This is a genomic window from Pseudomonas sp. PS02303, assembly GCF_029959925.1.
Taxonomy (GTDB): Bacteria; Pseudomonadota; Gammaproteobacteria; order Pseudomonadales; family Pseudomonadaceae; genus Aquipseudomonas; species Aquipseudomonas mandelii.
Genome location: NZ_JASCOM010000080.1, coordinates 1 through 23,857, shown reverse-complemented (window position 1 = coordinate 23,857; position 23,857 = coordinate 1). Strand labels below are relative to the sequence as shown.

The 23,857-nt window shown below is 61.6% G+C and carries 23 protein-coding genes; 8 read left to right on the top strand and 15 right to left on the bottom strand.

The window, feature by feature from the left end; all coding sequences use genetic code 11:
* Nucleotides 1-601: 601 nt before the first annotated feature.
* Nucleotides 602-1,036 (top strand): DUF6124 family protein, encoded by a 435-nt coding sequence (locus QMX98_RS18070; RefSeq protein WP_222935836.1) that lies wholly within the window; start codon nucleotides 602-604, stop codon nucleotides 1,034-1,036.
* A gap of 23 nt (nucleotides 1,037-1,059) precedes the next feature.
* Here the strand turns inward: QMX98_RS18070 and QMX98_RS18065 are convergent, their stop codons facing one another.
* The 8 genes from QMX98_RS18065 to cpaB are packed head-to-tail and all read right to left on the bottom strand — an operon-like array spanning nucleotide 1,060 to nucleotide 8,535.
* The gene (locus QMX98_RS18065) at nucleotides 1,060-1,329 is read right to left on the bottom strand and encodes a DUF3613 domain-containing protein (protein ID WP_282411173.1); all 270 of its coding nucleotides are present in this window, start codon (nucleotides 1,327-1,329) and stop codon (nucleotides 1,060-1,062) included.
* 10 nt (nucleotides 1,330-1,339) lie between these two features.
* Nucleotides 1,340-2,053: a tetratricopeptide repeat protein gene (locus QMX98_RS18060; RefSeq protein WP_077750204.1), complete on the bottom strand. Its 714-nt coding sequence runs from the start codon at nucleotides 2,051-2,053 to the stop codon at nucleotides 1,340-1,342.
* Between the two features lie 10 nt (nucleotides 2,054-2,063).
* Nucleotides 2,064-2,954, bottom strand: coding sequence for a type II secretion system F family protein (locus tag QMX98_RS18055; protein ID WP_083375128.1), 891 nt, complete (start codon nucleotides 2,952-2,954; stop codon nucleotides 2,064-2,066).
* Nucleotides 2,951-3,835, bottom strand: coding sequence for a type II secretion system F family protein (locus QMX98_RS18050; protein WP_282411172.1), 885 nt, complete (start codon nucleotides 3,833-3,835; stop codon nucleotides 2,951-2,953). The genes QMX98_RS18055 and QMX98_RS18050 overlap by 4 nt, the downstream gene beginning before the upstream one ends.
* A 10-nt stretch (nucleotides 3,836-3,845) precedes the next feature.
* A complete protein-coding gene (locus tag QMX98_RS18045; RefSeq protein WP_010463832.1) occupies nucleotides 3,846-5,126 on the bottom strand; it encodes a CpaF family protein in 1,281 nt (426 codons plus the stop codon).
* Nucleotides 5,123-6,313, bottom strand: coding sequence for a pilus assembly protein (locus QMX98_RS18040; RefSeq protein WP_282411171.1), 1,191 nt, complete (start codon nucleotides 6,311-6,313; stop codon nucleotides 5,123-5,125). The genes QMX98_RS18045 and QMX98_RS18040 overlap by 4 nt, the downstream gene beginning before the upstream one ends.
* On the bottom strand, nucleotides 6,310-7,572 hold the full coding sequence (locus tag QMX98_RS18035; RefSeq protein ID WP_083375126.1) for a type II and III secretion system protein family protein: 1,263 nt from the start codon (nucleotides 7,570-7,572) through the stop codon (nucleotides 6,310-6,312). The genes QMX98_RS18040 and QMX98_RS18035 overlap by 4 nt, the downstream gene beginning before the upstream one ends.
* Nucleotides 7,573-7,593: 21 nt before the next feature.
* On the bottom strand, nucleotides 7,594-8,535 hold the full coding sequence (gene cpaB, locus QMX98_RS18030; RefSeq protein ID WP_282411170.1) for a Flp pilus assembly protein CpaB: 942 nt from the start codon (nucleotides 8,533-8,535) through the stop codon (nucleotides 7,594-7,596).
* A 326-nt stretch (nucleotides 8,536-8,861) separates the two neighbouring features.
* Between cpaB and QMX98_RS18025 the strand changes: the two genes are divergently transcribed.
* Together QMX98_RS18025 and QMX98_RS18020 are read left to right on the top strand one after the other, a co-directional pair.
* Nucleotides 8,862-9,071 (top strand): Flp family type IVb pilin, encoded by a 210-nt coding sequence (locus tag QMX98_RS18025; protein WP_154502926.1) that lies wholly within the window; start codon nucleotides 8,862-8,864, stop codon nucleotides 9,069-9,071.
* Nucleotides 9,072-9,139: 68 nt separating this feature from the next.
* On the top strand, nucleotides 9,140-9,550 hold the full coding sequence (locus QMX98_RS18020; RefSeq protein ID WP_010463827.1) for a response regulator: 411 nt from the start codon (nucleotides 9,140-9,142) through the stop codon (nucleotides 9,548-9,550).
* Nucleotides 9,551-9,657: 107 nt separating this feature from the next.
* Here QMX98_RS18020 and QMX98_RS18015 read toward each other — a convergent pair whose 3' ends face one another.
* Entirely contained in the window at nucleotides 9,658-10,512 is an 855-nt protein-coding gene (locus tag QMX98_RS18015) for a MaoC/PaaZ C-terminal domain-containing protein (protein ID WP_282411174.1), read from the bottom strand.
* A gap of 2 nt (nucleotides 10,513-10,514) precedes the next feature.
* Entirely contained in the window at nucleotides 10,515-11,867 is a 1,353-nt protein-coding gene (locus QMX98_RS18010) for a 3-oxoacyl-ACP reductase (RefSeq protein ID WP_282411169.1), read from the bottom strand.
* Nucleotides 11,868-12,089: 222 nt separating this feature from the next.
* On the opposite strand from QMX98_RS18010, the gene QMX98_RS18005 reads away from it, so the two are divergent.
* Nucleotides 12,090-13,367, top strand: coding sequence for an acetyl-CoA C-acetyltransferase (locus tag QMX98_RS18005; protein WP_083375122.1), 1,278 nt, complete (start codon nucleotides 12,090-12,092; stop codon nucleotides 13,365-13,367).
* Here the strand turns inward: QMX98_RS18005 and QMX98_RS18000 are convergent.
* Nucleotides 13,354-14,382, bottom strand: a complete 1,029-nt coding sequence (locus QMX98_RS18000) for a bile acid:sodium symporter family protein (protein ID WP_077750210.1) — start codon at nucleotides 14,380-14,382, stop codon at nucleotides 13,354-13,356. The genes QMX98_RS18005 and QMX98_RS18000 overlap by 14 nt on opposite strands.
* 84 nt (nucleotides 14,383-14,466) lie before the next feature.
* On the opposite strand from QMX98_RS18000, the gene QMX98_RS17995 reads away from it, so the two are divergent.
* Nucleotides 14,467-15,258: a helix-turn-helix transcriptional regulator gene (locus QMX98_RS17995; protein WP_282411168.1), complete on the top strand. Its 792-nt coding sequence runs from the start codon at nucleotides 14,467-14,469 to the stop codon at nucleotides 15,256-15,258.
* 165 nt (nucleotides 15,259-15,423) lie between these two features.
* On the opposite strand, the gene QMX98_RS17990 is transcribed toward QMX98_RS17995, so the two are convergent.
* Nucleotides 15,424-17,370: a methyl-accepting chemotaxis protein gene (locus QMX98_RS17990; protein WP_010463816.1), complete on the bottom strand. Its 1,947-nt coding sequence runs from the start codon at nucleotides 17,368-17,370 to the stop codon at nucleotides 15,424-15,426.
* Nucleotides 17,371-17,817: 447 nt separating this feature from the next.
* Here QMX98_RS17990 and QMX98_RS17985 point away from each other — a divergent pair, with 447 nt between their 5' ends.
* Together QMX98_RS17985 and QMX98_RS17980 are read left to right on the top strand one after the other, a co-directional pair.
* Complete coding sequence (locus tag QMX98_RS17985; RefSeq protein ID WP_010463815.1) at nucleotides 17,818-18,711, top strand: PA4780 family RIO1-like protein kinase; 894 nt, start codon at nucleotides 17,818-17,820, stop codon at nucleotides 18,709-18,711.
* A 137-nt stretch (nucleotides 18,712-18,848) separates the two neighbouring features.
* Nucleotides 18,849-20,066 carry an MFS transporter gene (locus QMX98_RS17980; protein ID WP_282411167.1) on the top strand — a complete coding sequence of 406 codons (1,218 nt, stop codon included), beginning with the start codon at nucleotides 18,849-18,851 and terminating at the stop codon, nucleotides 20,064-20,066.
* Here the strand turns inward: QMX98_RS17980 and cueR are convergent.
* The 3 genes from cueR to QMX98_RS17965 all read right to left on the bottom strand — a co-directional run bounded on the left by cueR (nucleotide 20,020) and on the right by QMX98_RS17965 (nucleotide 23,415).
* A complete protein-coding gene (cueR, locus tag QMX98_RS17975) occupies nucleotides 20,020-20,433 on the bottom strand; it encodes a Cu(I)-responsive transcriptional regulator (RefSeq protein WP_010463810.1) in 414 nt (137 codons plus the stop codon). The genes QMX98_RS17980 and cueR overlap by 47 nt on opposite strands.
* Nucleotides 20,430-22,823: a heavy metal translocating P-type ATPase gene (locus QMX98_RS17970; protein ID WP_282411166.1), complete on the bottom strand. Its 2,394-nt coding sequence runs from the start codon at nucleotides 22,821-22,823 to the stop codon at nucleotides 20,430-20,432. The genes cueR and QMX98_RS17970 overlap by 4 nt, the downstream gene beginning before the upstream one ends.
* A gap of 208 nt (nucleotides 22,824-23,031) precedes the next feature.
* A complete protein-coding gene (locus QMX98_RS17965; protein WP_074873510.1) occupies nucleotides 23,032-23,415 on the bottom strand; it encodes a hypothetical protein in 384 nt (127 codons plus the stop codon).
* Between the two features lie 147 nt (nucleotides 23,416-23,562).
* Between QMX98_RS17965 and QMX98_RS17960 the strand changes: the two genes are divergently transcribed.
* The gene (locus QMX98_RS17960) at nucleotides 23,563-23,760 is read left to right on the top strand and encodes a cation transporter (RefSeq protein ID WP_010463804.1); all 198 of its coding nucleotides are present in this window, start codon (nucleotides 23,563-23,565) and stop codon (nucleotides 23,758-23,760) included.
* Nucleotides 23,761-23,857: the final 97 nt, after the last annotated feature.

The following is a 23,857-nucleotide window of genomic DNA, read 5'->3' as shown; positions in this document are numbered from 1 at the left end:
CCTTCGCTCCGGTATCCATCCGGGGACACTGCCCTCCGGTCTGCTTCGCGACGACCTACATGCAGCGTGTTCGACTGCGTCGAACGGCGCTGCGCGCCACTCCCCGGATGAACACCTCCACTCAGCCTCCCGAAAGGGGCGGGTAGATCAAGATCAAGAGCTGCAGGCGAGCTAACGCTCGGCCTGATGAGTGGTGAAGAGCGAAGCGTGTACAGCGAACCCCTTGTAGGAGCGAGGCTTGCCCGCGAAGGCGGCCTGACAGCCGGCCAATCTCTTGCAGGTACACACATTCCACTGTAGGAGTGAGCCTGCTCGCGATGGCGGCCTGACAGCCGACCATTTTTTTTGCAGATGTACACCAAACCCAGTGGGAGCTGGCCTGCCAGCGATGGCGGAGTGTCAGACGACGTGAATGCCAGATGCCGGACCGCAATCGCGAGCAGGCTCGCTCCCACAGGGGGAATGTGTGTGGATTTGAGGGCTGTGCTTAATAGTGTTTAGCGTTACTTCCTGAGAGCTACAGTTTCTTGCTCCTTTGCCTACGCCAGAATCCGCCGGCTTGTGCGCTTTGTGACGGCTCCATTAATCAGGGAGTTTCACCATGTTCAAAGTCACACCCAATCCCCCGGATGCCAACGACGTTTCCCCCTACGATCCGCTCAATCCCAAAAAGCTCAACGAAGCCGCCGACCGCGCGCTGGATTACTACCTCAATCCGTCTGCCCTCAAGGCCCCCGTCATCCGCAAGGTCAGCACTATGTTCATCGTCGCCCCCGATATCGATAACGAAAGCCTGTTGGCCCACGCTTGCGAGTCCTTGGCGTCGGCGAGTGTGCTGGCCAGTGACTTTGCGGGGCATCTGGAGGGACCGCAGTGGCATACGGCGTTGGCGATCCAGCAGGTCATCATGCTGGCTGAGTTGGCGGTGAATCGAGCGCTGGATAATGTGGATGTGCCGCAAGCGATGTACCGGTTAGACCGCGTCATCGTTCTTCGCGGGCGCGTCGGATCGCTGCACCGCTCGCGAAGGCGATGAATTCGATGCAAGAAAGCCTGACGCTACCCCCCCGCCCCACCGTTCACTGTCCCCCCTTCCTCCTGATCGAAAAACATCGGAATCTCATGCTGATAGCTCTTCAGCCAGCGCTGCATGCTCAGCTCTCGTTCGGTCGCGGTTGAGGTCTGTGGGGTGTGTGAGGCGGCCTGGTGGCTGATCTGCAATTTCAACCAGCCTTCGGTTTCCTGTTGTTGTGGTGAGGCGGGGCCGTCGAGGGCGTTGGCAGTGAGTGGCAGGGCCAGCAGGGCGAGGTGAAGGAGGATCGGTTTCATCTGTCTGCTCCTATTGAAGGCCCGACGTCGCGACGGCGGCGACCTGGTTTGCGGGTGTCGGAATCACCTTGGTTGGGGCCTTGAGTTTTTGTGCGCGTTCCTGGGCTTCGGTGACCTGGGCGGGGCTCAGGCCGACGCGGCTGACGAGTTCGGCGGCGCGGCTCCAGTCGTCCTGGTAGATCAGCAGCGTCACCATGTTCAACGCCGCCAGTCGATCGCTTTGCTTGAGCTCCATGGCCGTCAGGAATTCGAAGCGTGCATCGTCGACGCGCCGTTGGTTGAGGTAGACCACGCCGAGATCGTTGCGGATTTTTTCATCGGTTGGCGCCAGTCGGGCGGCGCGTTGCAGGTGGGCCTGGGCCTGGCCGTTGTCGCCCCTGGCTGCCGCGAGCTGGCCGAGGCCGTGTTCGGCAGCGGCGGCGAGGCAGGTGCCGAGCAGGCTGCGGTAAAGTGGCTCGGCTTCGCTGCGACCCAGCAGCCGGTTTACCTTGGCCCGGCGCAAGCGCACGTCGGCGACGTTGTCGGGCAGGCTTTGCAGGTTGGCGAGGCTCGCGTGCAGTTTGCCGTCGTTGGCCATGTCATCGGCCAGGTTCAATTTCAGCTGTTCATCGGAGCCCAACTTGCTGCAACTGGCGCTTTGGGTCAAGGCGTTCCATGGCGCCTGGCCGTCGGTGGCGCAACCGCTCAACAGGAGCAAACTCAAACCGGCAATCATTGCTTTCATCGCGATCCCTCTATGAACCAATGGCCCGGGCCAGGGCGGTGAAGCCCGGGCCGGCCAGGACGATCAATAACGCCGGGAAGAGAAACAGCATCATCACGACGGACATTTTGGCGGACATCTTGGAGATGTATTCCTGCAAGCGCGTGAGGCGCCGGTCATCGAACAGTTGCTTGAGCGCCAGCAGCGATTTCATCGCACCACCACCCTGGTGGATCAGCTGTTGAAGGATCACGCAGGTGTCCGTGAATTCGTCGACCGCCAACAAGCGGCTGGCCTTGCTCAGCTCTTCGCCCAACTCCAGGCCGGAATCGACACGGGCCAGAACCAGGCGCAGTTCGTGGGTCAATGCGGGCATCAGTTGCTTGCCTTCCTGGCTCAGCACGCGCAGCGATTGCTCGACGGCCATGCCCGATTCAAACAGGATGCGCAGCAGCGGAATGAAGGTCGATATCTCCAGGGCCAACTGTTTTTGCCGGCGTTGAGACGCGGCGGCGAGCAGGCGTTTGGGCAGCAGGTAACCGATGGCCGTGGCGAAGAGCGGGGCGATCCAGTGGTTTTGCACGCTGGGGTAGAACACGCTTTGAATCAGCAATGCCAAGGCCAGCGCCAGCACCGGCACTCCCACCTGGAACGCCGCGAACTGTGAGCGGCGGCGGGCGCTGCGCCAACCCAAGCGGTTGAGCAGGGTTTGGGTTTCGTTGTCCAGATTGACCGAGCGCTGACCGATGCGGCTGTTGCCCAGCGCTTGTAGCCAATGACCCATGCGGTCGTGGTCAACGGCTTTGCCGTCCAGCCGTTGAGCCACCTGACGCGCACGCCGGCGCTGGTCCAGCAGGCTGACGAGCAGCAACAGCGCAGCCGCCATAAACAGCAGGGCACTGATCAGCAGCGGTATTTTCATACGCTGCGCAACATGCGCCAAAGCGCCAGACTGCCCACCGCCTGCAAGCCAAACGCGCTCGCGAGCATCATTTGCCCTGAGCTGTCGTGCCACATTGCAAGCAGGTAAGCGGGGTTGGCGACCAGGAAATAGGTGGCCAGGCCCAGCGGCAAACTGCCTAGCACCCAGGCCGTCACGCGGGTTTCACCGGTCATGGCGCTGAGCTGGCGGGCGGCCTGTTCGCGCTCACGGATCATCTTGATCAGGTTCTCCAACAATTCGCTGGCATTGCCGCCGTAGCGGTGATTGACCTTCAGGCCGAGGGCAAACAGGCGCAGTTCATCCTTCTCATACAGCTCGGCGAAGTCCGACGCGGCATCCGGCAGGCTGACGCCCAACTGCACGTTGCGTTGTACCCGGCCCATGGCCTCTTTGAGCGGATTGTCGGCGGCATGGATAGCGCCCAGCACCGCGTCGGCCAGAGTGCGACCGGACTTCAGGCTGCGCACGGTGTGATCGAGCAACGTCGGCAGTTGTTCGATCATGCGCTTGAGCCGGCGCTGATAACGCCAGCTTATGAACAGCCGGAACGCGAGTGGCGGTACCAGCAAACACACCACGAGCCCGATCCAGCCACCGGCGGCGAAGCCGATCAACGTACCGAACGCCCACAGCAGCATCCAGCGTCCCAGCTGTTCGTTCGGGCGCCCAAGGCCCGCGCGCAGGAACGCCCGTTCCAGGCCTGCCCAAGAGGTTTTTTCCACCACCAACTGCGGTTGCCCCTGGGCCAGGCGATTGAGCACGCGCTCGGTGCCAGTCTGGCGCAAGCCTTTGAGCAGCAGGCGAATCGACACACCGAGCATGATCAGGCAAACGAGGATGAGCAACGCCGGTTTGAGCATGCCGTGAGCCTCAGTACGGTGATGGCGGGAGCGCCGACTCGCGGCGCAGTTTATCGCCGGCCGGGTTGACGGCCTCGCGCAGAAACCCGAATCCGCTGCGCCGGTCGAGGCGGAACAGCGTATTGGTGACGTAGACATCGTCACGGACGCCCACCACCTCCACCACTTCACTGACGCAGCGTCGACCATCGGGCATGCGCGTCAACTGGATGATCACGTCCAGTGCCGCGCAGATCATTTGCCGCAAGGTCTTTTCGGCAATGACGCGACCGGTCAGGCCGACCAGGGTTTCCAGGCGCAGCAGCGCATCCTGGGCGTTGTTGGCGTGCACAGTGCTCATCGAACCGTCGTGGCCGGTGTTCATGGCGGTGAGCACGTCGAGCACTTCGACACCGCGAATTTCGCCGAGGATGATCCGGTCCGGGCGCATCCGCAGGGCATTGCGGATCAAGTCGCTGGACTTCACTTCACCGTGGCCCTCGGCATTGGGAGGACGGGTTTCCAGGCGCACGACATGCGGGTGGCCGAGTTGCAATTCGGCGACATCTTCGATGGTGACCAGCCGCTCGTGTGGGTTGATCAACTGGCTGAGAATATTCAACAGCGTGGTTTTACCGGTGCCGGTGCCGCCGCTGATCAAGACGTTGCAACGCTTGCCCACGGCTTCCTGGAGGAAATCGAAGATCGGCTGATCGATGGTTTGCATCGTCACCAGATCGTTGCTCTTGAGCATGTCCTTGCGAAATTTACGAATTGACAGGCAGGGGCCGTCGAGGGCGATCGGTGGAATGATCGCGTTGACCCGGCTGCCATCCGGCAGGCGAGCATCGACCATCGGCGAAGACTCATCGAGCCGCCGACCCAGTGGTGCGAGAATCCGTTGCATGACGCGTTCGACGTGGTGCGCATCAATGAAGCGCAAGTCACTTTGATGCAGCACACCGTCGCGCTCGATGAATACCCGGTGCGGGCCGTTGACCAGGATCTCGGTCACCGCCGGATCGCGCAGCAGCACTTCAAGCGGACCGAAACCGGTGAGTTCGTCGACCAGTTCTTCGGCCAGTCGCTCCATTTCATAGCGGGAAATCGCCAGGTGCAGTCGCGCGATGTACTCAGCCACTTTGTCGGTGACGAATTGCGACAGTACCTGGCGCGAACCCTCCAGCAGGTTTTTTCCGGACTCTTCGATGGCGTCGATGATGAAACGGTGCAACACCAGTTTCAGGCCTTCATGGTCGGCGTTGGCGCTCGAAGCGCGTTGCGGCGCACCGAACAGTTTTTCACTGCTCATTGCGCACCTCGAAGCCGGTTGAACCAACCGGTCCTGGGTTTGGCCAAGGCTTCGGAGCGCTTGGCCAGACATTCACCGAGGGCCCGCAGGCCTTGGCTCAGGCCTTCGCGAGGGGCAAGTTCGAACAGGCTGACGCCCTGATTCTTGGCGTTGAGCCGCACTTCCGGGCTGTAGGCGAGGGTGGCGATGATCTCCATGCCGAAACTTTTACCCAGGGTTTCCGAGTCCGGCGCGACGTGGCGCAAGTAGCGGTCGATGAGCAATCTGGCGTGGTCAAGCTTCATGCCTTTCTCCCGCCACAGATTCAGCAGCGCGAGGTTGCGGCGACAGTCGAGCACGTTCTGATCGGTGTACCAGAGCAGCTTGTCGCAATGGCTGATAAATGTGCGCAGTGCCTCGCTGTCCGACTGGCCGGTGAGGTTCACCACGATGTGCTGGAAGTGTTGGCGCAGGGCGCTGAGCAGCATGTACAGCTCGGCGGCGCTGGTGTGTTCCAGCGGTTCGTCGTGACTGGCGTACGCCAGAATCCGCAGTCCGTCACCGTCGCTGGTGAACGCACTGTCGATCAGCGTTGCGTCCAGCCGCCGCAAATGGCGCAGGGCATCGCCGAAGTGAAACGAGCTCTCCAGGCCGAGCAGGGCCAGGCTGTCGCCGCGTGGCAGGCCGAGGTCGAGCAGCAAGGTTTGCTGTCCGCTCTTTTGCACCACCTGCGCCATATGGTTGGCGAGCAGCGCGCCGTCGGCACTGCTTTGCACGCCATATAGCACGGTCAGGCCACCCAGGTGGGTATTTGGAGCCACCGGTGGCAGGCGTTTACTGAGACGCCGCACCAGCCCCGCGACTTCGCTGGAGCGCGAGCCATACGCGACGAAATCCCGGGCGCCGGCCCGCATCGCGTTGAGCACGAGCTGGTTGTCCATGCCGTCGCCCAGCGCGACGATGGCCAGCATCGGTTTGGCTTCAAGTGCACCCTCGATCAAGGTGCTCTGCGCCACCACGTGTTCGCGATCCAGCCCCACGAACACCAGGCTGGCGAAGGTCACGTCGACCAGCGTCAGCAGTTCGTCGAGGCTGCCGCCACCGGCACTGACGACCTGGCCCAACGGGGCGAGGGCGCCTTGCAGCCATTCAAGGTCGGTGGGGTTGCGGGTGATTGCCAGGAAGGTCTGGCTCAGGTTCTGGCTCATTGCGATAACCCGCTGCGTTTATCGAAGTTGCCGTTTTCGAGGAAGTACATGCGATAGAAACCGGGGTCGTAGTTGCGCAGTTGTTCACCGGGCAGCGACGGTAATTTCGCGTTGGCCGCCAACGGCTGCACCAAGTGCGGCGTGACGATCATCAGCAGTTCGCGCTCCTCGCGCTTGATCGATGAACTGCGAAAAAACGCACCGAGTATCGGGATGTCGCCCAGACCGGGAAATTTGTCGACCTGCGAGGCGTTTTGCGTGCTGATCAAACCGCTGATGACGAAACTTTCGCCATCGGCCAGGGAGATGCTGGTGTCAGTGCGGCGGATGGTGAGCGCCGGGACTGTGGTGCCGCCGATGGTGACGCCGTTGTTGTAATCCAGCTCACTGACTTCCGGCGCCACTTTCAGGGCGATGCGTTGGTTGCTGACGACGGTCGGCGTGAGTGTCAGGCGAATGCCGAATTCCTTGTATTCGATCGAGTAGCTGTTGCTGTTGGCGCTGGGCACTGGAATCGGGATTTCACCGCCGGCCAGAAAGCTCGCGCTCTGCCCGCTGATCGCCACCAGGCTCGGCCGCGCCAGGGTGTAGGCGAAGCCGCTGCCTTCCATGGCGTTGATGATGGCGAGGAAATTACCGCCGCCGGCGACGATGTTGTACATGTCGTTGGCCAGCGGAATGCTTGGCACGGCAATGCGTGGATCGATGTTGCGCAGCGGCAGCACACGCGGTGTGACTGCCGTATTGGGCACGGTGCCGGGTGAGCCGAACAGGAAGTTCGAGTTTTTACCGTAGATCGAGGTGCTGGCCTCTTTCAGTTTGGTCCGGCTGACCTCGACGAAGCGAATATCGGTCTGCACTTGCGACGCCAGCATCGGGTCTTCGGAAGGCATCGACGCCGCGCCGGTCATCGCTGCTGTGGCCCGGCCCTGAACGAACACCATGCTTTGGCGCGGTGTGCTGGCGCAGGCGGTCCAGACCATCAGGCTGGTGGCGCCCGGCGCCATGCCGGTGAGCAGAAACGCCTGATTGCCGTTGACGCGCACGTCGGCGATTTTCGGATCGCCCACGGCCAGTCGCGTGATCGCTACCGGCGATTGCAGTTCCTGCTGCAACCCTTCACCGACTTCCAGCACCGCCGGCAGGGGCCCTAATGCAGAGCAATTGCCCGCGGCGGCGAATGTCATGTCGAGCGGTTGAACGCCCAGCAAGGAGACACAGAGCAGGCCTTGGAACATGGACATGGAACGTCTGCGCATTTAAAGGCGTCCTTGCTCGACTCAGGGGGTTTGTTGGGAGATTTGGTTGCCGCGAATGACTTCCACGCCTGATTTGCGCGGTGCCGTGCTGCCGAGGGTGAGTGCTTTGGGGGGGCCGACGAGGGCCAGTTGGCTGAACTGCACCAGGTCGCGATCAGCCCGGGCAAGGTGGGCGTTTGAATCGTTTTCGCCGGCCCAATAATGCGCCAGGCGTTTCTCTTCGGCACTGCGCACGGCCAGGCGCAGCACCCCGGCCTGGGTCGCCAGCATCAGCCGGCTCAGCAGCGACTCGGGCACGGCGAGCACCACCGAACGGGCGTTGGTGCGCTGTGGGTCCTGCTTGAGTTGTTCTTCGTTGCTGCGCACCGGTTTGGCCGGGCGCCCATCGTTGGTCAGTCCCAGCTGTTCGCCGACGCCGAGCACCCGCAACGCGGGGATGACGACCTGAGCCGACTGCTGAACGTTGTTGGCGTCTGCACGCAGAAACAGCACCACGTCGACATAATCGCCAGGGCTCAGTTGCCCGCCGGCATTGATCACTTCATCCACCGCGACGGCGAGCGCACGTTCATCGGGCCGGATCATTCGCGACAATGCACTGCCGGCTTCGAAGCTTTCAGCGTTGAGCCAGGTGCCTGCGGTCAGTGCGCGCCACGGCGTGCGACCAATGGCCTGATCGAGTCTGGTCAGACTGCCGGCCGGGGCGGTGCGCAGTTTTTCCAGGGTCACGTCGGCGGCGGTGATTTGAACGAAGGGCGCCACATCGCGCAGCAGCACGACAACGGGTTGACGGGTGGGATCGTCTACCGGCGCAGGTGCCGGGACAGGTGCGGTGGCGACAGCGTTCGGCGGGGTGACGGGGTCGGGGGCCGGTTGTCGACTCAGTGTCAGCCCCCAATAACCGGCAATGATGGCACCCACCAGAAAAAAACCGGCCAGACCCATGGTGACTCGGCTGTTCATCACGGCTCTCCCTTTCCTGCTGCTTGATGACTCGTAAGGTCCAACGAGATAACTTCGCAATCAGGCAGCTTTGACCTTCTAACTATTTCGCTATTTGACGTTAGCGCAGGTAGATCAAAATGCCATTACTCCTTGGAAAATATCTAACGAAAGTAAGAGGCTATCGTGCCAAACCTGGTTTTTTGGCGTCGATTGGCCGGTTAATACTTAAGTATTAATTCGTTCTTACAGTTGTTGGTAAGCGGAATGCCGACAATGCTGATGCTGGCACAGGGGAATCATGTTGCGGCCATGCAACACCCGGCACCCTCCAAGGAGAAAACGTCATGTCCCTCACTCAGTTTGTTCAGCGGCTGAAGTCTGAAGTCGTCTTCTACATCAACCTGGCGAAAGACACCGAAGGGGCTTCGGGTATTGAGTACGCCATTATCGCGGGGATGGCGGCGGTCGCGCTGGCAGCCTTCATGACGCCGATCTCGGGTTCGATTACTTCGATCTTTAACAGTATCAAGGCGGTACTGCCGGCGGCGCCTTGATCGATGCCGTTTGCCAACGGGCCTGAGTAGTTCTAACGTCAGCGCTTAGTCCAACGCAGGAAAACCCTATGAACGCTCTCGCATTCCCACGCCAACAACTCCTTCTGGTCGATGACGAAGAGGATGCGTTGCTGGAACTGGCGGAGCTGCTTGAGGGCGAGGGCTTCAATTGCTTTACCGCAACCTCGGTCAAACTCGCCCTGAATCATTTGACCCGCCATCCCGATATCGCCCTGGTGATCACTGATCTGCGCATGCCGGAGGAAAGCGGCATGTCGCTGATCAAACGGCTGCGCGAGCACACCTCCCGCCAGCATTTACCCGTGATCGTGACATCCGGCCATGCAGACATGGAGGATGTCAGCGACATGCTGCGCTTGCAGGTGCTCGACCTGTTCCGCAAGCCGATCTATCACGTGCGGTTGCTGGAGACGCTCAATAACCTGTTTCCGCAGCCAAGCGCGCACTTCAATCACTGAACCAGCCCTTTTCGCGAGCAGGCTCACTGCCTCGGACGACTCGCAAACGCGGTCCCCTGCAGGCGCGAACCTGCTCGCGACGGCGATTTCACAGATGATCAACCGGTTCAGGCAATCGGCCGCCAATGTCCCACCATATGTTCAAGATCCCCCGCCCCCAGCAGCTGGAAATCCCCGCTGGACCCCGCCGCGCTGGCCAGCAATGTCACCTCACTCGGCAACCGCACCGGTTTCCTGAACTGCACCGCCATCTCGACATTCGCCGTGGGCAGATGCTCACTCAACGCTGCCAATGTCCGGGCCTTGTTCCACAACCCATGAGCAATGGCCGTCGGAAAACCAAACAGCTTGGCGCTCGCGGCGCTCAGGTGAATCGGGTTGTAGTCCCCGGATACTTTTGCGTACTGCCGGCCGATGTCCGCCGGCGCATTCCAGCGAGCCACTTGCGTCATCTCCAGGGTTGATGCCAACACGTCCTCGACCGGTTCGCCTTCGAGCTTGACCCCGCGGCACAGCATCTGGCTTTCAGCTTCCCACAACGGCCCCAACTGATCGTCAAGCGACGTCACCAGATCGAACGTCGCACCCTTGGCATGGGGTTGCAGGTTCTGCACCTGCACGCTGACCCGAACACGGTTGACCCCACCCATGGGGCGCAATACACGAATGCGATTGCTCAGGTGAATCAGCCCCAGCAGCGGGAACGGAAAAACCTTGGCCGTGAGCAACTGCATCTGCAAGGCAAACGCCAGGATGTGTGGATAGGTCGGCGGCAGCAAACCGTTATCGGCAAAACCACAGACCTTGCGATACGCCGCCAGGCGTTTCGGATCGACCTCGAGCCAGCAGCGCAATCCCGTGTCGGGCAGCGTGGTGCCGGTGATTTTGCGCCGTGTTGCCGCCTTCACGTACAGCCCCGTCAGGCTCGGTTCGCGGTTGAGGGTGTGCCAATCGGTGATCATGTTCATGCCCCCAGGACGCTTTGGCCGCAGACTCGCAACGCTTGCCCGGTGAACGCGCCGGTCCCCGGCTGAGCAAGCCACGCGACGGCTTCGGCAACGTCTTGTGGCAGGCCGCCCTGGCCCAAAGAACTCATACGTCGCCCGGCCTCACGGATGCCAAACGGCAGGTGCGCGGTCATCTGGGTTTCGATGAACCCCGGCGCCACCGCATTGATGCTGATGCCGCGTTGACTCAGCAGCGGCGCCCAGGCCTGGGCCAGACCGATCAGCCCGGCCTTGCTCGCCGCGTAATTGGTCTGCCCGCGATTGCCGGCGATGCCGCTGATGGACGCCAACAGAATCACCCGCCCGTTGTCATGCAAGGCGCCGCTGTCAAGCAGGGCCTTGGTCAGCACTTGCGGCGCGTTGAGGTTGACGGCGAGCACCGCGTCCCAGAATTCGGGGGTCATGTTGGCCAGGGTTTTGTCGCGGGTGATGCCGGCATTGTGGACCACGATGTCGACGCCGTCGGGCAGCAGTTCGATCAACTGCGCGGCGGCGTCTTCGGCGCAGATGTCCAGGGTGATGCTGCGCCCGCCGAGGCGCGCAGCGAGTGCATCGAGGTCGGTTTTGGCCACAGGTACGTCAAGCAGGATGACCTCGGCACCGTCACGGGCCAGGGTTTCGGCGATGGAAGCGCCAATGCCGCGCGCGGCACCTGTGACCAGCGCCTTGCGCCCGGCCAGTGGGCGAGTCCAGTCCGACACCTGCGTATCGCAAGCCTTCAAACGAACCACCTGGCCTGACACAAACGCACTTTTGGGCGAGAGGAAAAACCGTAGCGGCCCTTCGAGTTGATCCTCGGCGCCGTCACCGACATAGATCAGCTGCAAGGTGCCGCCGCTGCGCAATTCCTTGGCCAGCGAGCGACTGAAACCTTCCAACGCACGCTGTGCGCTGGCGGCGAACGGGTCGGTCAACGTCTCTGGCGCACGCCCCAGAATCACCAGGTGCGCGCTGTGATCGAGGTTCTTGATCAGCGGCTGGAAGAACTCGCGCAGCTGTTTGAGCTGATCGGTCTGCACCAGGTTACTGGCGTCGAACACCACGGCTTTGAGCTTGGGGCCGTGGCCGGGAATCCACGCGGTAGCCAGCGAGGGGTCAGTGCCGTAGCTGTAGATCGCATCGGTCAGGCGATTGGCAAAAGCGCTGACTTTCTCTGTCAGCGGGCCGCCGCCAATCAACAGCGCCCCTTCGACAGGCCGCAGTCGGCCTGCTTGCCACCGCTCCAGGCGTACCGGAGACGGCAGTCCCATGGCCCCGACCAGACGATGGCCGATGGAGGAATTGGCGAAGTCGATATAACGGTCAGACATGGAACGCACTCCGGCAGCTGGGGTTCAAAGTGTGGACCACGAATGGCAATCAGTCGTTCGATCCACGATATAAGGCCTACGCTTGAACAGTGTAGGAGCGAAGCTTGCTCGCGAAGACGATGTTTCATTCAGAGGAGATATTGAATGTGCCGGCGCCTTCGCGAGCAAGCTTCGCTCCTGCAGGGCCGGTGTTTACATCTGATTTTTTGACAGGAGCTTTTCATGACCCAGCTGCGCCGCGTCGCGATTATTGGCGGTAACCGAATCCCCTTCGCCCGCTCCAACGGGCCTTACGCCACCGCCAGTAACCAGGCGATGCTCACTGCAGCGCTCGAAGGCCTGATCGAACGCTACAACCTGCATGGCCTGCGGATCGGCGAAGTGGTCGCGGGGGCGGTCCTCAAGTTGTCCCGAGACATGAACCTGACGCGCGAGTGTGTGCTCGGTTCACGGTTGTCCCCCGGCACCCCGGCCTATGACATTCAGCAGGCGTGCGGCACGGGCCTTGAAGCGGCGTTGCTGGTGGCGAACAAGATTGCCCTGGGACAGATCGAGTGCGGCATTGCCGGTGGCGTCGATACCACCTCGGATGCGCCGATCGGCGTCAGTGAAGGTTTGCGCAGGGTGCTGTTGCAAGCCAATCGCGCCAAGACCACCGGCGACAAACTGAAAACCTTTCTGCAGCTGCGTCCCCGGGACTTGATACCGGAGTTCCCGCGCAACGGCGAACCGCGCACCGGTTTGTCCATGGGCCAGCACTGCGAGTTGATGGCCCAAACCTGGAACATCCCCCGCGAAGAACAGGATCAGCTGGCGCTGGAGAGCCATCGGAACCTGGCCGCGTCCTACGCCGAAGGCTGGCACAACGACCTGATGACACCGTTCCTCGGCCTGACCCGCGACAACAACCTGCGCCCGGACCTGACCCTGGAAAAACTCGCCTCGCTGAAACCGGCCTTCGAGAAAAGCGCCAAGGGCACGATGACGGCGGGCAACTCCACGCCGCTCACCGATGGCGCGTCGCTGGTACTGTTGGGCAGTGAAGAATGGGCGAAGGAACGTGGCTTGCCGATCCTCGCCTATTTGCGTGACGGCGAGGCCGCGGCAGTGGATTTCGTCAACGGCGCCGAAGGGCTGTTGATGGCGCCGGTGTACGCGGTGCCCCGTTTGCTGGCGCGCAATGGCCTGACCTTGCAGGACTTCGATTACTACGAAATCCACGAAGCCTTCGCCGCGCAGGTGCTCTGCACGTTGAAGGCCTGGGAAGATCCGGAGTATTGCAAAACCCGTCTCGGCCTCGATGCGCCGCTGGGCTCCATCGACCGCAGCCGCCTCAACGTCAAAGGCAGTTCACTGGCGGCCGGGCATCCGTTTGCCGCGACCGGCGGGCGCATCGTCGCCAACCTGGCGAAGTTGCTCGACGCGGCGGGCAAGGGCCGAGGCTTGATCTCGATCTGCGCCGCTGGCGGCCAAGGGGTGACGGCGATTATCGAGCGCTGATCAGTTCGGCGTTCTGCTGCGCGATGCGTTCACGGTTGCGGTTGGCGTAGCTCTCGGCCATCACCGAGCAGACGATCAACTGCAACGGGTGATAAATCATGATCGGCAGCAGAATCAGGCCCAGGCCAGGGTTGGCGCCGAAGATCAGCGCCGCCATCGGCGCACCGGCCGCGAGGGATTTTTTGCTGGCGCAGAACACCGCAGCGATCTCATCCGCCGGGCTGAATTTCAGTGCGCGAGCGGTGCGGGTAGTCATCCACAGGATGACCGCCAGCAGCATCACGCTGCCGATCAGTGCGCTGAGAATTACGCCGTTGCCCTGTTGTTGCCACATCCCCGAGACCATCGAGTTGCAGAACGCCGAGTACACCAGCAACAGAATCACCAGCTTGTCGACGATGTTGGTGTAGCGCTTGTGGCGGGCAAAGAACTTGCCGAACATCGGCCGCAACAGTTGGCCGAGCACCAGCGGCAACAGCAACATGGCGCAGAGGTCGAGCAGCGTCGAGCCCAGATCGATGCCGCCAGCACCGCTGCCGACCACCAGGCTCACCAGCAACGGCGTCAGGAAAATCCCCAGCACGCTGGACAGGCTCGCATTGAGTATCGCCGCCGGCACGTTGCCGCCCGCGCTGCCAGTCAGGGCCACAGACGACGAGATGGTCGACGGCAGGGCGCAGAGGTAGAAGAAGCCAAGCATCAACAGCGAAGGCACGTGCGAACCCAGCAGCTTGTCGCTCAGCAACCAGATCAGCGGGAACACCATGAAGGTGAAACCCTGGACCATCACGTGCAGCTTCCAGTTCTTCAGGCCATGGCTGATCTGCTCGCTGGAGAGGTTGACCCCGTGCAGGAAGAACACGAGGAACACGCCGATGTTGATCACATATTCCGCGTGCATCCCGCCACCCGTGGCGCCGAAGACCGGGAAGAAATACGCCAGCAGCGTGGCGATCAGCATGCCGCACAAGAACCAGTCGGTGACCACGCGTTTGAGGTGTTTGAAGGCATGCATAACGGCCACCGAATACATTTGTAAGAATTGATGACTTAGCCTAACGTCGGCCCTATCTGCCGTCTTGCGACATAAGGCCAATCAATGCCGGCTAACGGACAACTTTCCCTCGAGCGGGCCATTCCGACACTGAAGGCGTTGCCGCGTCCGCTGTTCGCTCGGGCGGAAAGTCTGAATGCCGGGTCGTGGACGCCACCTCATCGCCACGATTGGGTGCAGTTTTCCTACGCCATCAGCGGCGTTCTCGGCGTGCACACGGCTGAGGGCAGTTTCTTTGCGCCGCCGCAGTGGGGGATCTGGATTCCGGCGGACCTCGAACACCAGGTGGTGACCTCGATGCGCGCCGAAATGCGCAGCCTTTACGTGCGTCGCGAGGATTGTGAATGGGCCGACGGGCGTTGTCGGGTGCTGGAAGTCACGCCGCTGGCCCGGGAGCTGATCAAGCGTTTTTGCTTGCTGCCGGTGGAGTATCCGCAGGGCGACAGCCAGGAAGCGCGGCTGGTGAATGTGCTGCTGGATCAGTTGGCGAATCTGCCGGAGGTGGGGTTTTCCCTGCCGTTGCCGCGTCATGAACGGCTGCTCGGGTTGTGCAATGAGCTGATCGAACGTCCGGAGCTCAGTGTGACGTTGCAGGAATGGGCGCAACGCCTGGGCACCTCGGAAAAGACGCTGATGCGCTTGTTCCAGCGCGAAACCGGGCTGAGCTTTCGCGGGTGGCGACAGCGAATGCGGTTGCTGTCGTCGCTGAGTTTGCTGGAGGAGGGCGACAGCGTGACCCATGCCGCGCTGTCTTGTGGGTATGACTCGACGTCGGCGTTTATTGCGGCGTTCAAGGGGTTGTTCGGCTTCACACCCGGTGAATTGTTCAAACAGTAATTGTGGCGAGGGAGCTTGCTCCCGCTGGAGCGCGAAGCGGTCCCAATTCAGTAAACACGCTGTATCAGGTATTCCGTGTTTACCGGTTTGCGACCGCTTCGCGGCCGAGCGGGAGCAAGCTCCCTCGCCACAGGTATCGGTTTTCGACCCGTTAGATCAGCGACCTCAGGTCCTGAAGCGACGAACCAACCCGTCCAGTTCATTCGACAGCCCGGCCAGGCTCTGCGAGTCCAGGCGCGCCGAGTTCGCCAGTTCTGCCACCAACTGCGCGTCGCCATGGATCTGGCTGATGTGCCGGTTGATGTCTTCGGCCACCTGATGCTGTTCTTCCGCCGCCGTGGCGATCTGCGTGTTCATGTCGCGAATCACATCCACCGACTCACGAATAAGCCCGAAACTGCTGCGCGCTTCACCGATGCGGGTCACCGATTGTTGCGACACTTCCAGGCTCGCATGCATCTGTTGAGTCACTTGGCTGGTGCGCTTGGCCAGGTTGCCCAGCAAGCCATCGATTTCCGCCGTGGAATCCGCCGTGCGTTTGGCCAGTGCCCGAACTTCATCCGCCACCACTGCAAACCCGCGACCTTGCTCACCGGCCCGTGCAGCCTCAATGGCGGCGTTCAGGGCCAGCAGGTTGGTCTGTTCGGCAATCGAGCGAATGGTCCCCAGGATCGACTGGATGTCGTTGCTGTCGCGTTCGAGCTGTTGCATCGACTGCGCCGACTGTTCGATTTCCTGGCTCAGGCGATCAACGCTGGTCACGGCCGCATCAATCTGTTGCTGACCTTGACGCGCCTGGCGTTGGCCACTGTCGGCGGATTCTGCCGCCTGGCTGCATGAGCGCGCGACTTCGTTGGCGGTGGCGACCATTTCATGGAACGCCGTGGACACCATGTCCACCGCCTCACGCTGGCGCCCGGCGGCTTCAGCCATGTCGCTGGAAACCTGAGTCGAGCTCTTCGAGGTGGCGAGAATCTTGGTCGCGGCGCCGCCGATGCTTTGGATCAGGTTACGAATCGCCGTCAGGAACTGATTGAACCAGTTGGCCAGTTGCGCGGTTTCGTCGCTGCCACGGATTTCCAGGTTTTTGGTCAGGTCGCCTTCACCTTGGGCGATGCCTTCCAGGCCGCTGGCCACGCTGCGGATCGGTCGCACGATGACACTGGCGAAACTGGCGCCAATGATGGCGAAGAACACTGCCAGAACGGCGGCGATGATTGCGATCAGCCAAGTCAGTTGAGTCGCGGAGCTCATCACATCGTTTTGCTTGATCAGGCCGATAAAGGTCCAGCCCAGTTGCTCCGACGGCCAGACGTTGGCCATGTAGCGTTCGCCGTTCAACTCGACTTCCACCAGGCCTTTGCCGGCCTTGGCCAGTTGCGCATAACCTTCGCCGAGGCTGCTCAGGGCTTTGAAGTTGTGTTCCGGTTGTTTCGGATCGACCAGCACGGTGCCGGTGTTTTCCAGCAGCATCAGGTAGCCGGTTTCACCCAGTTTGATCTGCTTGACGATCTCGGTGAGCTGCTTGAGCGTCACGTCGATACTGACCACGCCGCCGTTGGTGCCCAATTGGTTGTCGATGGTGCGCACGGTGCTGACGTAGGTCGCATCGTCCTGGGCCCAGTAATAGGCCTCGGTGCGAAATGGTTTGCCCGGCTTGGCCTGGGCCGCCTTGTACCAGGGGCGCTGGCGCGGGTCGTAATTGTTCAGCTTCGCGTCGTCCGGCCAGGACACGTAACCGCCCGCCGCAGTGCCGAGGATGGCATAGGCGTAGGACGGATGGCTGTTGCCCAGGTCCTGCAGGAGGCTGAAGACCTTTTTGTCCATCTCGCCCTGGGGAATGCTCTCGGCGTTGGCGCTCATGTAGGTCTTGAGGCTGTCGTCGGAGTTCTTGATCAGCGGTTGTCTGGCCAGGTAGTCGACGTTCTGGCTGATGCCGTCGAAGAACAATTGCATGGCGTTGCTGACCTGACGAATTTCACGACCACTGCTGTCGACGAAATTCTCCTTGGCGTCACTGCGCAGATTCAGCACCACGAGGGTGGCGACCAGCACCACGGGCAGGCAGGCGATGATTGCAAACGCCCAGGTCAACTTCTGTTTGATGTTCATCCGCGCTCCAGATTTTTCTTGTAGGCCCACGCAGTGCAGATGACTCGCGGATTATTGGCAGCCGTAAACGTATTTGATCAACCCGGATCCCTGAGCGCGCCATCGTTTTTGTGGTCGGAACGATTGTCGGACAAATCACTCTGTCACTGAGGACTTCGGCTGAATTAATGGGAAATTGAGGCTTGGTGAGAAATATCCTACGAAAGGTGTGAATTAAGGTGTCAGCTTCTGTCGCAAATGCCCTCGCACCCCTTCGCCACACAGGGGGGCAGGCTCAGCTATGATCTCGGGCGGCCGATGACGACCGAAAGGGGTTGGCCGATTAATTCGGCACATTGTGTGCCTCACGACGTTCATAGGTCGGCAACCCCTCCCCCGAACGAGTGGATTGCCGTATAACGAATGACTTTCGCGTGTTTGGTAATAAAGGACCCACAATAAAAGCTGATGAAGACTCCAAAACGCATTGAACCCCTGATCGAGGACGGTCTGGTCGACGAGGTGCTGCGCCCACTCATGAGTGGTAAAGAAGCAGCTGTTTATGTGGTGCGCTGCGGTAACGAGCTACGTTGCGCGAAGGTCTACAAGGAGGCGAATAAACGCAGTTTCCGTCAGGCGGCCGAATATCAGGAAGGCCGCAAGGTGCGCAACAGCCGCCAGGCTCGAGCGATGGCCAAAGGCTCGAAATTCGGCAAGAAAGAAACTGAAGACGCCTGGCAGAACGCCGAAGTGGCGGCGCTGTTCCGTCTGGCCGGTGCCGGTGTTCGGGTGCCCAAGCCGTATGACTTCCTCGAAGGCGTACTGCTCATGGAGCTGGTGGCCGACGAGTACGGCGATGCCGCGCCGCGTCTGAACGACGTGGTGCTGGAGCCGGACCAGGCGCGCGAATATCACGCGTTCCTGATTTCGCAGATCGTGCTGATGCTGTGTACCGGTCTGGTGCACGGTGACCTGTCCGAGTTCAACGTGCTGTTGACCCCGACGGGCCCGGTGATCATCGACTTGCCGCAAGCGGTAGACGCGGCGGGCAACAACCACGCGTTCAGCATGCTGGAGCGGGACGTGGGCAACATGGCGTCTTACTTCGGCCGGTTTGCGCCAGAGTTGAAAAAGACCAAATACGCCAAGGAAATGTGGGCGCTGTACGAAGCCGGCACCTTGCACCCGGCCAGCGTGTTGACGGGCGAGTTCGACGAACCGGAAGAATTGGCCGACGTCGGCGGTGTCATACGCGAAATCGAGGCGGCACGCCTGGATGAAGAGCGTAAACAGGCGGTGCGCGCGGCAGATGACGCGCCACCGGGCAAAACCGAAGAACCGCCTCCGCCGTGGATGCAGTGATCGGTTAACGAAAACCCGGCTTCGGCCGGGTTTTTTGTAAATGCTGATCCCTAAACACTGGAGATCATTTGTGGGAGTGAGCCTGCTCGCGCCTACAGTGGATTGTTCCCTGCGACTCCCACACTCAAGGACTGAATGTGAACCCCTCCACCCGCAATGCCCAGCTGATCATCGCGTCCCGTCTGGTCTCGGACTTCGGCGCCTTTCTCAACATGGTCGCCCTGGCCACTTACGTCTACCTGCTCAGCAACAGCGCCATGAGCGTTGGCATTTTCCTCGCCAGCCGGGTGGGCGGAGGGGTTTTCGCCAGCTTGATCGGCACCTCGTTCTATCGCCGCTGGGCCGGGCGCATGCCGCTGATTGCCTTTGATTTGCTGCGCGCAGGGTTGTTGGGCCTGTTGCTGGTGCTGCCGGTCGCCCAGCAAGCGCTGCTTTTACCGTTGATCGCGTTCGGCCTGGGGTTCGGCAACTCAATGTTCGCCATCGGCCTCAACAGCCAGTTGCCGCACCTGATCGAAGGCGAGCACTTGCTCAAGACCAACGCCTGGATCACCTCGGCCTCGTCGGCGGCCATGGTCGGTGGGAGCCTGGTGGCAGGACTGTTGGTGGCGGCCTTCGGCTTTGAAACGGTGTTCGCATTGAACGTGGTCACTTATCTGCTGGCCGCGTTGTTCATCCTGCCGTTGCGGTTTTCCCGACCAGCACCCGATCCCGAACCAACCCAGCCTCGTAGTGAGTGGCACGCCTTGCGCCAGGGCTTGCGCAGTACGCCCGTGGTGGCCGCGATGCTCGCCGTCACCATGGCCGACACCTTGGGCAGCGCGGCGCACAACGTCGGCTTTCCGATCATTTCCCGGCTACTGACGCCCGAGTCGGCCAGTACCACGCTGGGCCTGATGCTGGCCGTCTGGGCGTGCGGAAAGCTGATCGGCGCGCGAATCGCCAGTCGCCTGAAAGGGTCGGACAATGCACACCTGGAGCGGCGATTTTTCTTCGGGGTATTGCTGATGTCCTGCGGTTTTATCCTGATGTTCCAGCAGCAGACCCTCTACGGTTTGCTGTTGTTCTCGTTACCGGCCGGATTGGGTGACGGCTTCTCCGAGGTCGGCCTGATGTCGCGTCTGCAACGTGAACCGGACAGCCTGCGCCTGCCGATCTTCAGCTTGCTGACACTGCTGCAAATGACCGGTTTCGGGGTCGGCATGTTGATCGCCGCGCCGTTCTATTCGTGGTGGACGCCGGGGGCCGTGGTGCTGCTGTTCCACGGCGTTCCCCTGACCACGTTGCTGGTGGTGAAGGTGCTCGCGATCAGGGGCGAACGGGTGACGCGCAGCAGCCCGACTCCAGGTTCTTGAGGATCGGACAATCGGGACGATGGTCGCCCTGACAGTGTTCGACCAGGTCCTGCAGGGTGTCGCGCAACTGACCCAGCTCGCGGATCTTCTGGTTCAGCTCGTCGATGTGCTGGCGGGCCAGGGCTTTCACGTCGGCGCTGGCCCGTTGGCGGTCCTGCCAGAGGGTCAGCAACTTTCCCACTTCTTCCAGCGAAAACCCCAGGTCCCGGGAGCGTTTGATGAACGCCAGCGTGTGCAGGTCATCGTCGCCATAAATGCGGTAGCCGCTGTCGGTGCGGTGGGCGGCCTTCAGCAAGCCGATGGACTCGTAATAACGAATCATCTTCGCGCTCAGGCCGCTGTGCCGCGCTGCTTGGCCGATGTTCATCGATTGTCCTCCAGGTCCTTGGGTTTCCAGGTTTTCAACAGTAACGCATTGCTCACCACGCTGACGCTGGACAGCGCCATCGCCGCGCCGGCCAGCACCGGGTTGAGGAAGCCGAACGCTGCCAGCGGAATGCCGATCAGGTTATAGACGAACGCCCAGAACAGGTTTTGCCGGATCTTTGCGTAGGTCTTGCGGCTGATTTCCAGCGCGGCGGGCACCAGTCGGGGATCGCCGCGCATCAGGGTGATGCCGGCCGCGTGCATGGCAACGTCGGTGCCACCGCCCATGGCGATGCCGATGTCGGCGGCCGCCAGGGCCGGGGCGTCGTTGATGCCGTCGCCGACCATCGCCACCACGCCGGTTTTTTTCAGTTCGGCGACGGTGGCGGCTTTGTCTGCCGGCAAGACTTCGGCGTGGACATTGGTAATGCCCAGCGCTTCGGCAACCACTTTGGCACTGCCGCGGTTGTCGCCGGTCAGCAAGTGGCTGCTGATGTGGCGTGCGCTGAGCTGTTGCACCGCGTGCAGCGCACCGGGTTTGAGGGTGTCACCGAACGCGATCAGGCCCAGTACCTTTGGCTCGGGGCTTTGTTCAATCAACCAGGAGAGGGTGCGGCCTTCGGTTTCCCACGCGGTTGCGGAGTCGGCCAGATCCCCTGCGCTCAAACCGCTTTCTTCCAGCAGCCTGCGATTACCCAAGGCCAAACGACGGCTGTCGAGCGTGCCGGCGATGCCGCGACCGGTCAGCGATTGACTGTCGCTGACGTCGGCCACGGTCAAAACCCGTTCGGTGCAGGCGTCCAGAACCGCCTTGGCCAGCGGGTGTTCACTGCCGCGTTGCAGGGCGCCGGCCATTTGCAGCAGGGCAGCTTCGTCACCGTTAGTGGCACTCAGATGAGCGATTCGCGGCGAACCCGAGGTCAGCGTGCCGGTCTTGTCGAACACTACGGCGCTGACTTCATGAGCGCGTTCGAGCGCTTCGGCGTCCTTGATCAGAATCCCATAGCGGGCCGCGACGCCGGTGCCGGCCATGATCGCGGTCGGCGTGGCCAGCCCGAGTGCGCAAGGGCAAGCGATGACCAGCACGGCGACGGCGTTGATCAACGCGGTTTCAATCGGCGCGCCGTACAACCACCAGCCAATCAGCGTCGCCAACGCGATCAACAGAACGGTAGGCACAAATACCTGACTGACTTTATCCACCAGCTTCTGAATCGGCGCTTTGGCGGCCTGGGCGTCTTCGACCAGACGGATGATCCGCGCCAGCACGGTTTCCGCCCCCAACGCTTGAGTGCGAACCAGCAACCGGCCTTCGCCATTGATGGCACCGCCCGTGACCTTGTCACCGGGTTGCTTGGGCACCGGCAGGCTTTCGCCGCTGATCAGCGCTTCGTCGGCGTGGCTCTGGCCTTCGACCACTTCACCGTCCACCGGGAAGCGTTCGCCGGGTTTGACCATGACCAGGTCGTTGAGGCGCAAGGCGCTGATGGCAACGTCCTGCTCGCGGCCGTCGATCACCTGAATAGCGCGTTCCGGGCGCAAGGCTTCGAGGGCGCGGATGGCGCTGGCGGTCTGGCGCTTGGCACGGCTTTCCAGGTATTTGCCCAGCAACACCAAGGCAATCACCACCGCCGAGGCTTCGAAATATAGATGTGGCATGCGCCCGGCCGCCGTGGCCCATTCATAAAGACTCAAGCCATAGCCGGCGCTGGTACCGAGGGCGACCAGCAAATCCATGTTGCCAGCCCCGGCGCGCACGGCTTTCCAGGCGGCCACATAAAAACGTGCGCCGAAAATGAACTGCACCGGCGTGGCCAGCGCGAATTGCACCCAGGCCGGGAGCATCCAGTGCACGCCAAACGGTTGCAGGAGCATTGGCAACACCAGCGGCAGGGCGAGGGCGATCGCCATGATCAACGCCCAGCGCTCACGGTGCAGGCGCTGCTGTTGCTGATCGGTTTGCGGGTGTTCGACTTCCCAGACGCTGGCGCTGTAACCGGCTTTGGTGACCGCGGCGATCAAGGTTTGCGGATCGATGTGTCCGAGCAGTTCCAGATGCGCCCGTTCGTTCGCCAGGTTGACGCTGACGCTTTTCACCCCGGGCACTTTGGCCAGCGCCCGTTCGACGCGACCGACGCAGGAAGCGCAGGTCATGCCGTCGATGCTCAACTCCAGACTTTGCTGCGGCACGCTGTAGCCGGCCTGCTGCACAGCGTCGATCAAGGCCGGCAGGCTGTCGCCGGGCGCCTGGACCCGCGCCTGCTCGGTGGCGAGGTTGACGCTGACGGCAGAAGCGCCGATGACTTTGCTCAAGGCACGCTCGACACGCCCCGCGCAACTGGCGCAGGTCATGCCGGCAATCGGCAGATCGAACGTAGTGGATTCGGACATCGGTCGCGCTCCCTGTAGAAGATGTCTACAGGATCAACCTTGCCATGCTGGCAAGGTCAAGCGCCATGTCTCAGATCAAAAGACCTGATCGTTCCCACGCTCTGTGTGGAAATGCAGCCGGGACGCTCCGCGTCCCATTTAAAAGCCCAACGCAGAGCGTCCGTTGAAGTGTTCCCCCCGCAGAGCATGGGAACGATCGGTGTGGCGATTAGTAGTCGAGAGCGGTGGGCTTCAGGTACATCCCTTCCTGCGTCATCGCAATCCGGAACTTCAACACGTCCCCGGCCTTGAGCGTGATGTTCTGCGAACCCGGTGCGAGCATGCCCGGGTTGCAACCCGGTGCCTGGCCCGGCAGCAGTTTGAGGCGCAGGGACACATTACCCGGCGGCAGGTTGAACGAGGTGCTTTGTTCCTGGAACAGCCGCGCCGACAGTTGGTCCTGGATGTAGACGCCGATCTCGCAGGAGGTCGCGACTTCGAGGCGCTCGCGGGAAATGATCAGTACGCCATAGTCCTCCCCGGCGGCTTGAACCGAAGGTGTCGCGGCAAATAGGCTGAGGAAGCCAAACAGGCTGAGAGCTGACCAGCGCATGGCTGAATCTCCTGAAGTCGAGTCATTGATGCACGCAGCTTGGCCGAGCGCGACACCGATTGCCAGCCCGGCAGATTTCGGCAGAACTTGACCTTGCCATGGTGGCAAGCCCGAGACTGCTCGCAACCTCATAAAAGGAGCCACACCATGCAAGTGTTCAACGTTCAAGGCATGTCCTGCGGTCACTGCGTCAAAGCCATTACCCAGGCGCTGCAAGCCAAGGATCCGGCGGCCAGCGTGCGGGTCGATCTGGCAGCCGGGGAAGTCGGTGTGGAAAGCGCGCTGACGACCGAGCAAGTGATCGCAGCGATCACGGAAGAAGGCTACGACGCCAAACTCGCTTAAGCCCAGGCACAATCCCCTGTAGGAGCGAGCCTGCTCGCGATAGCGGTGTGTCATTCAGCGTTGATGTTGACTGGCACTGCGCTATCGCGAGCAGGCT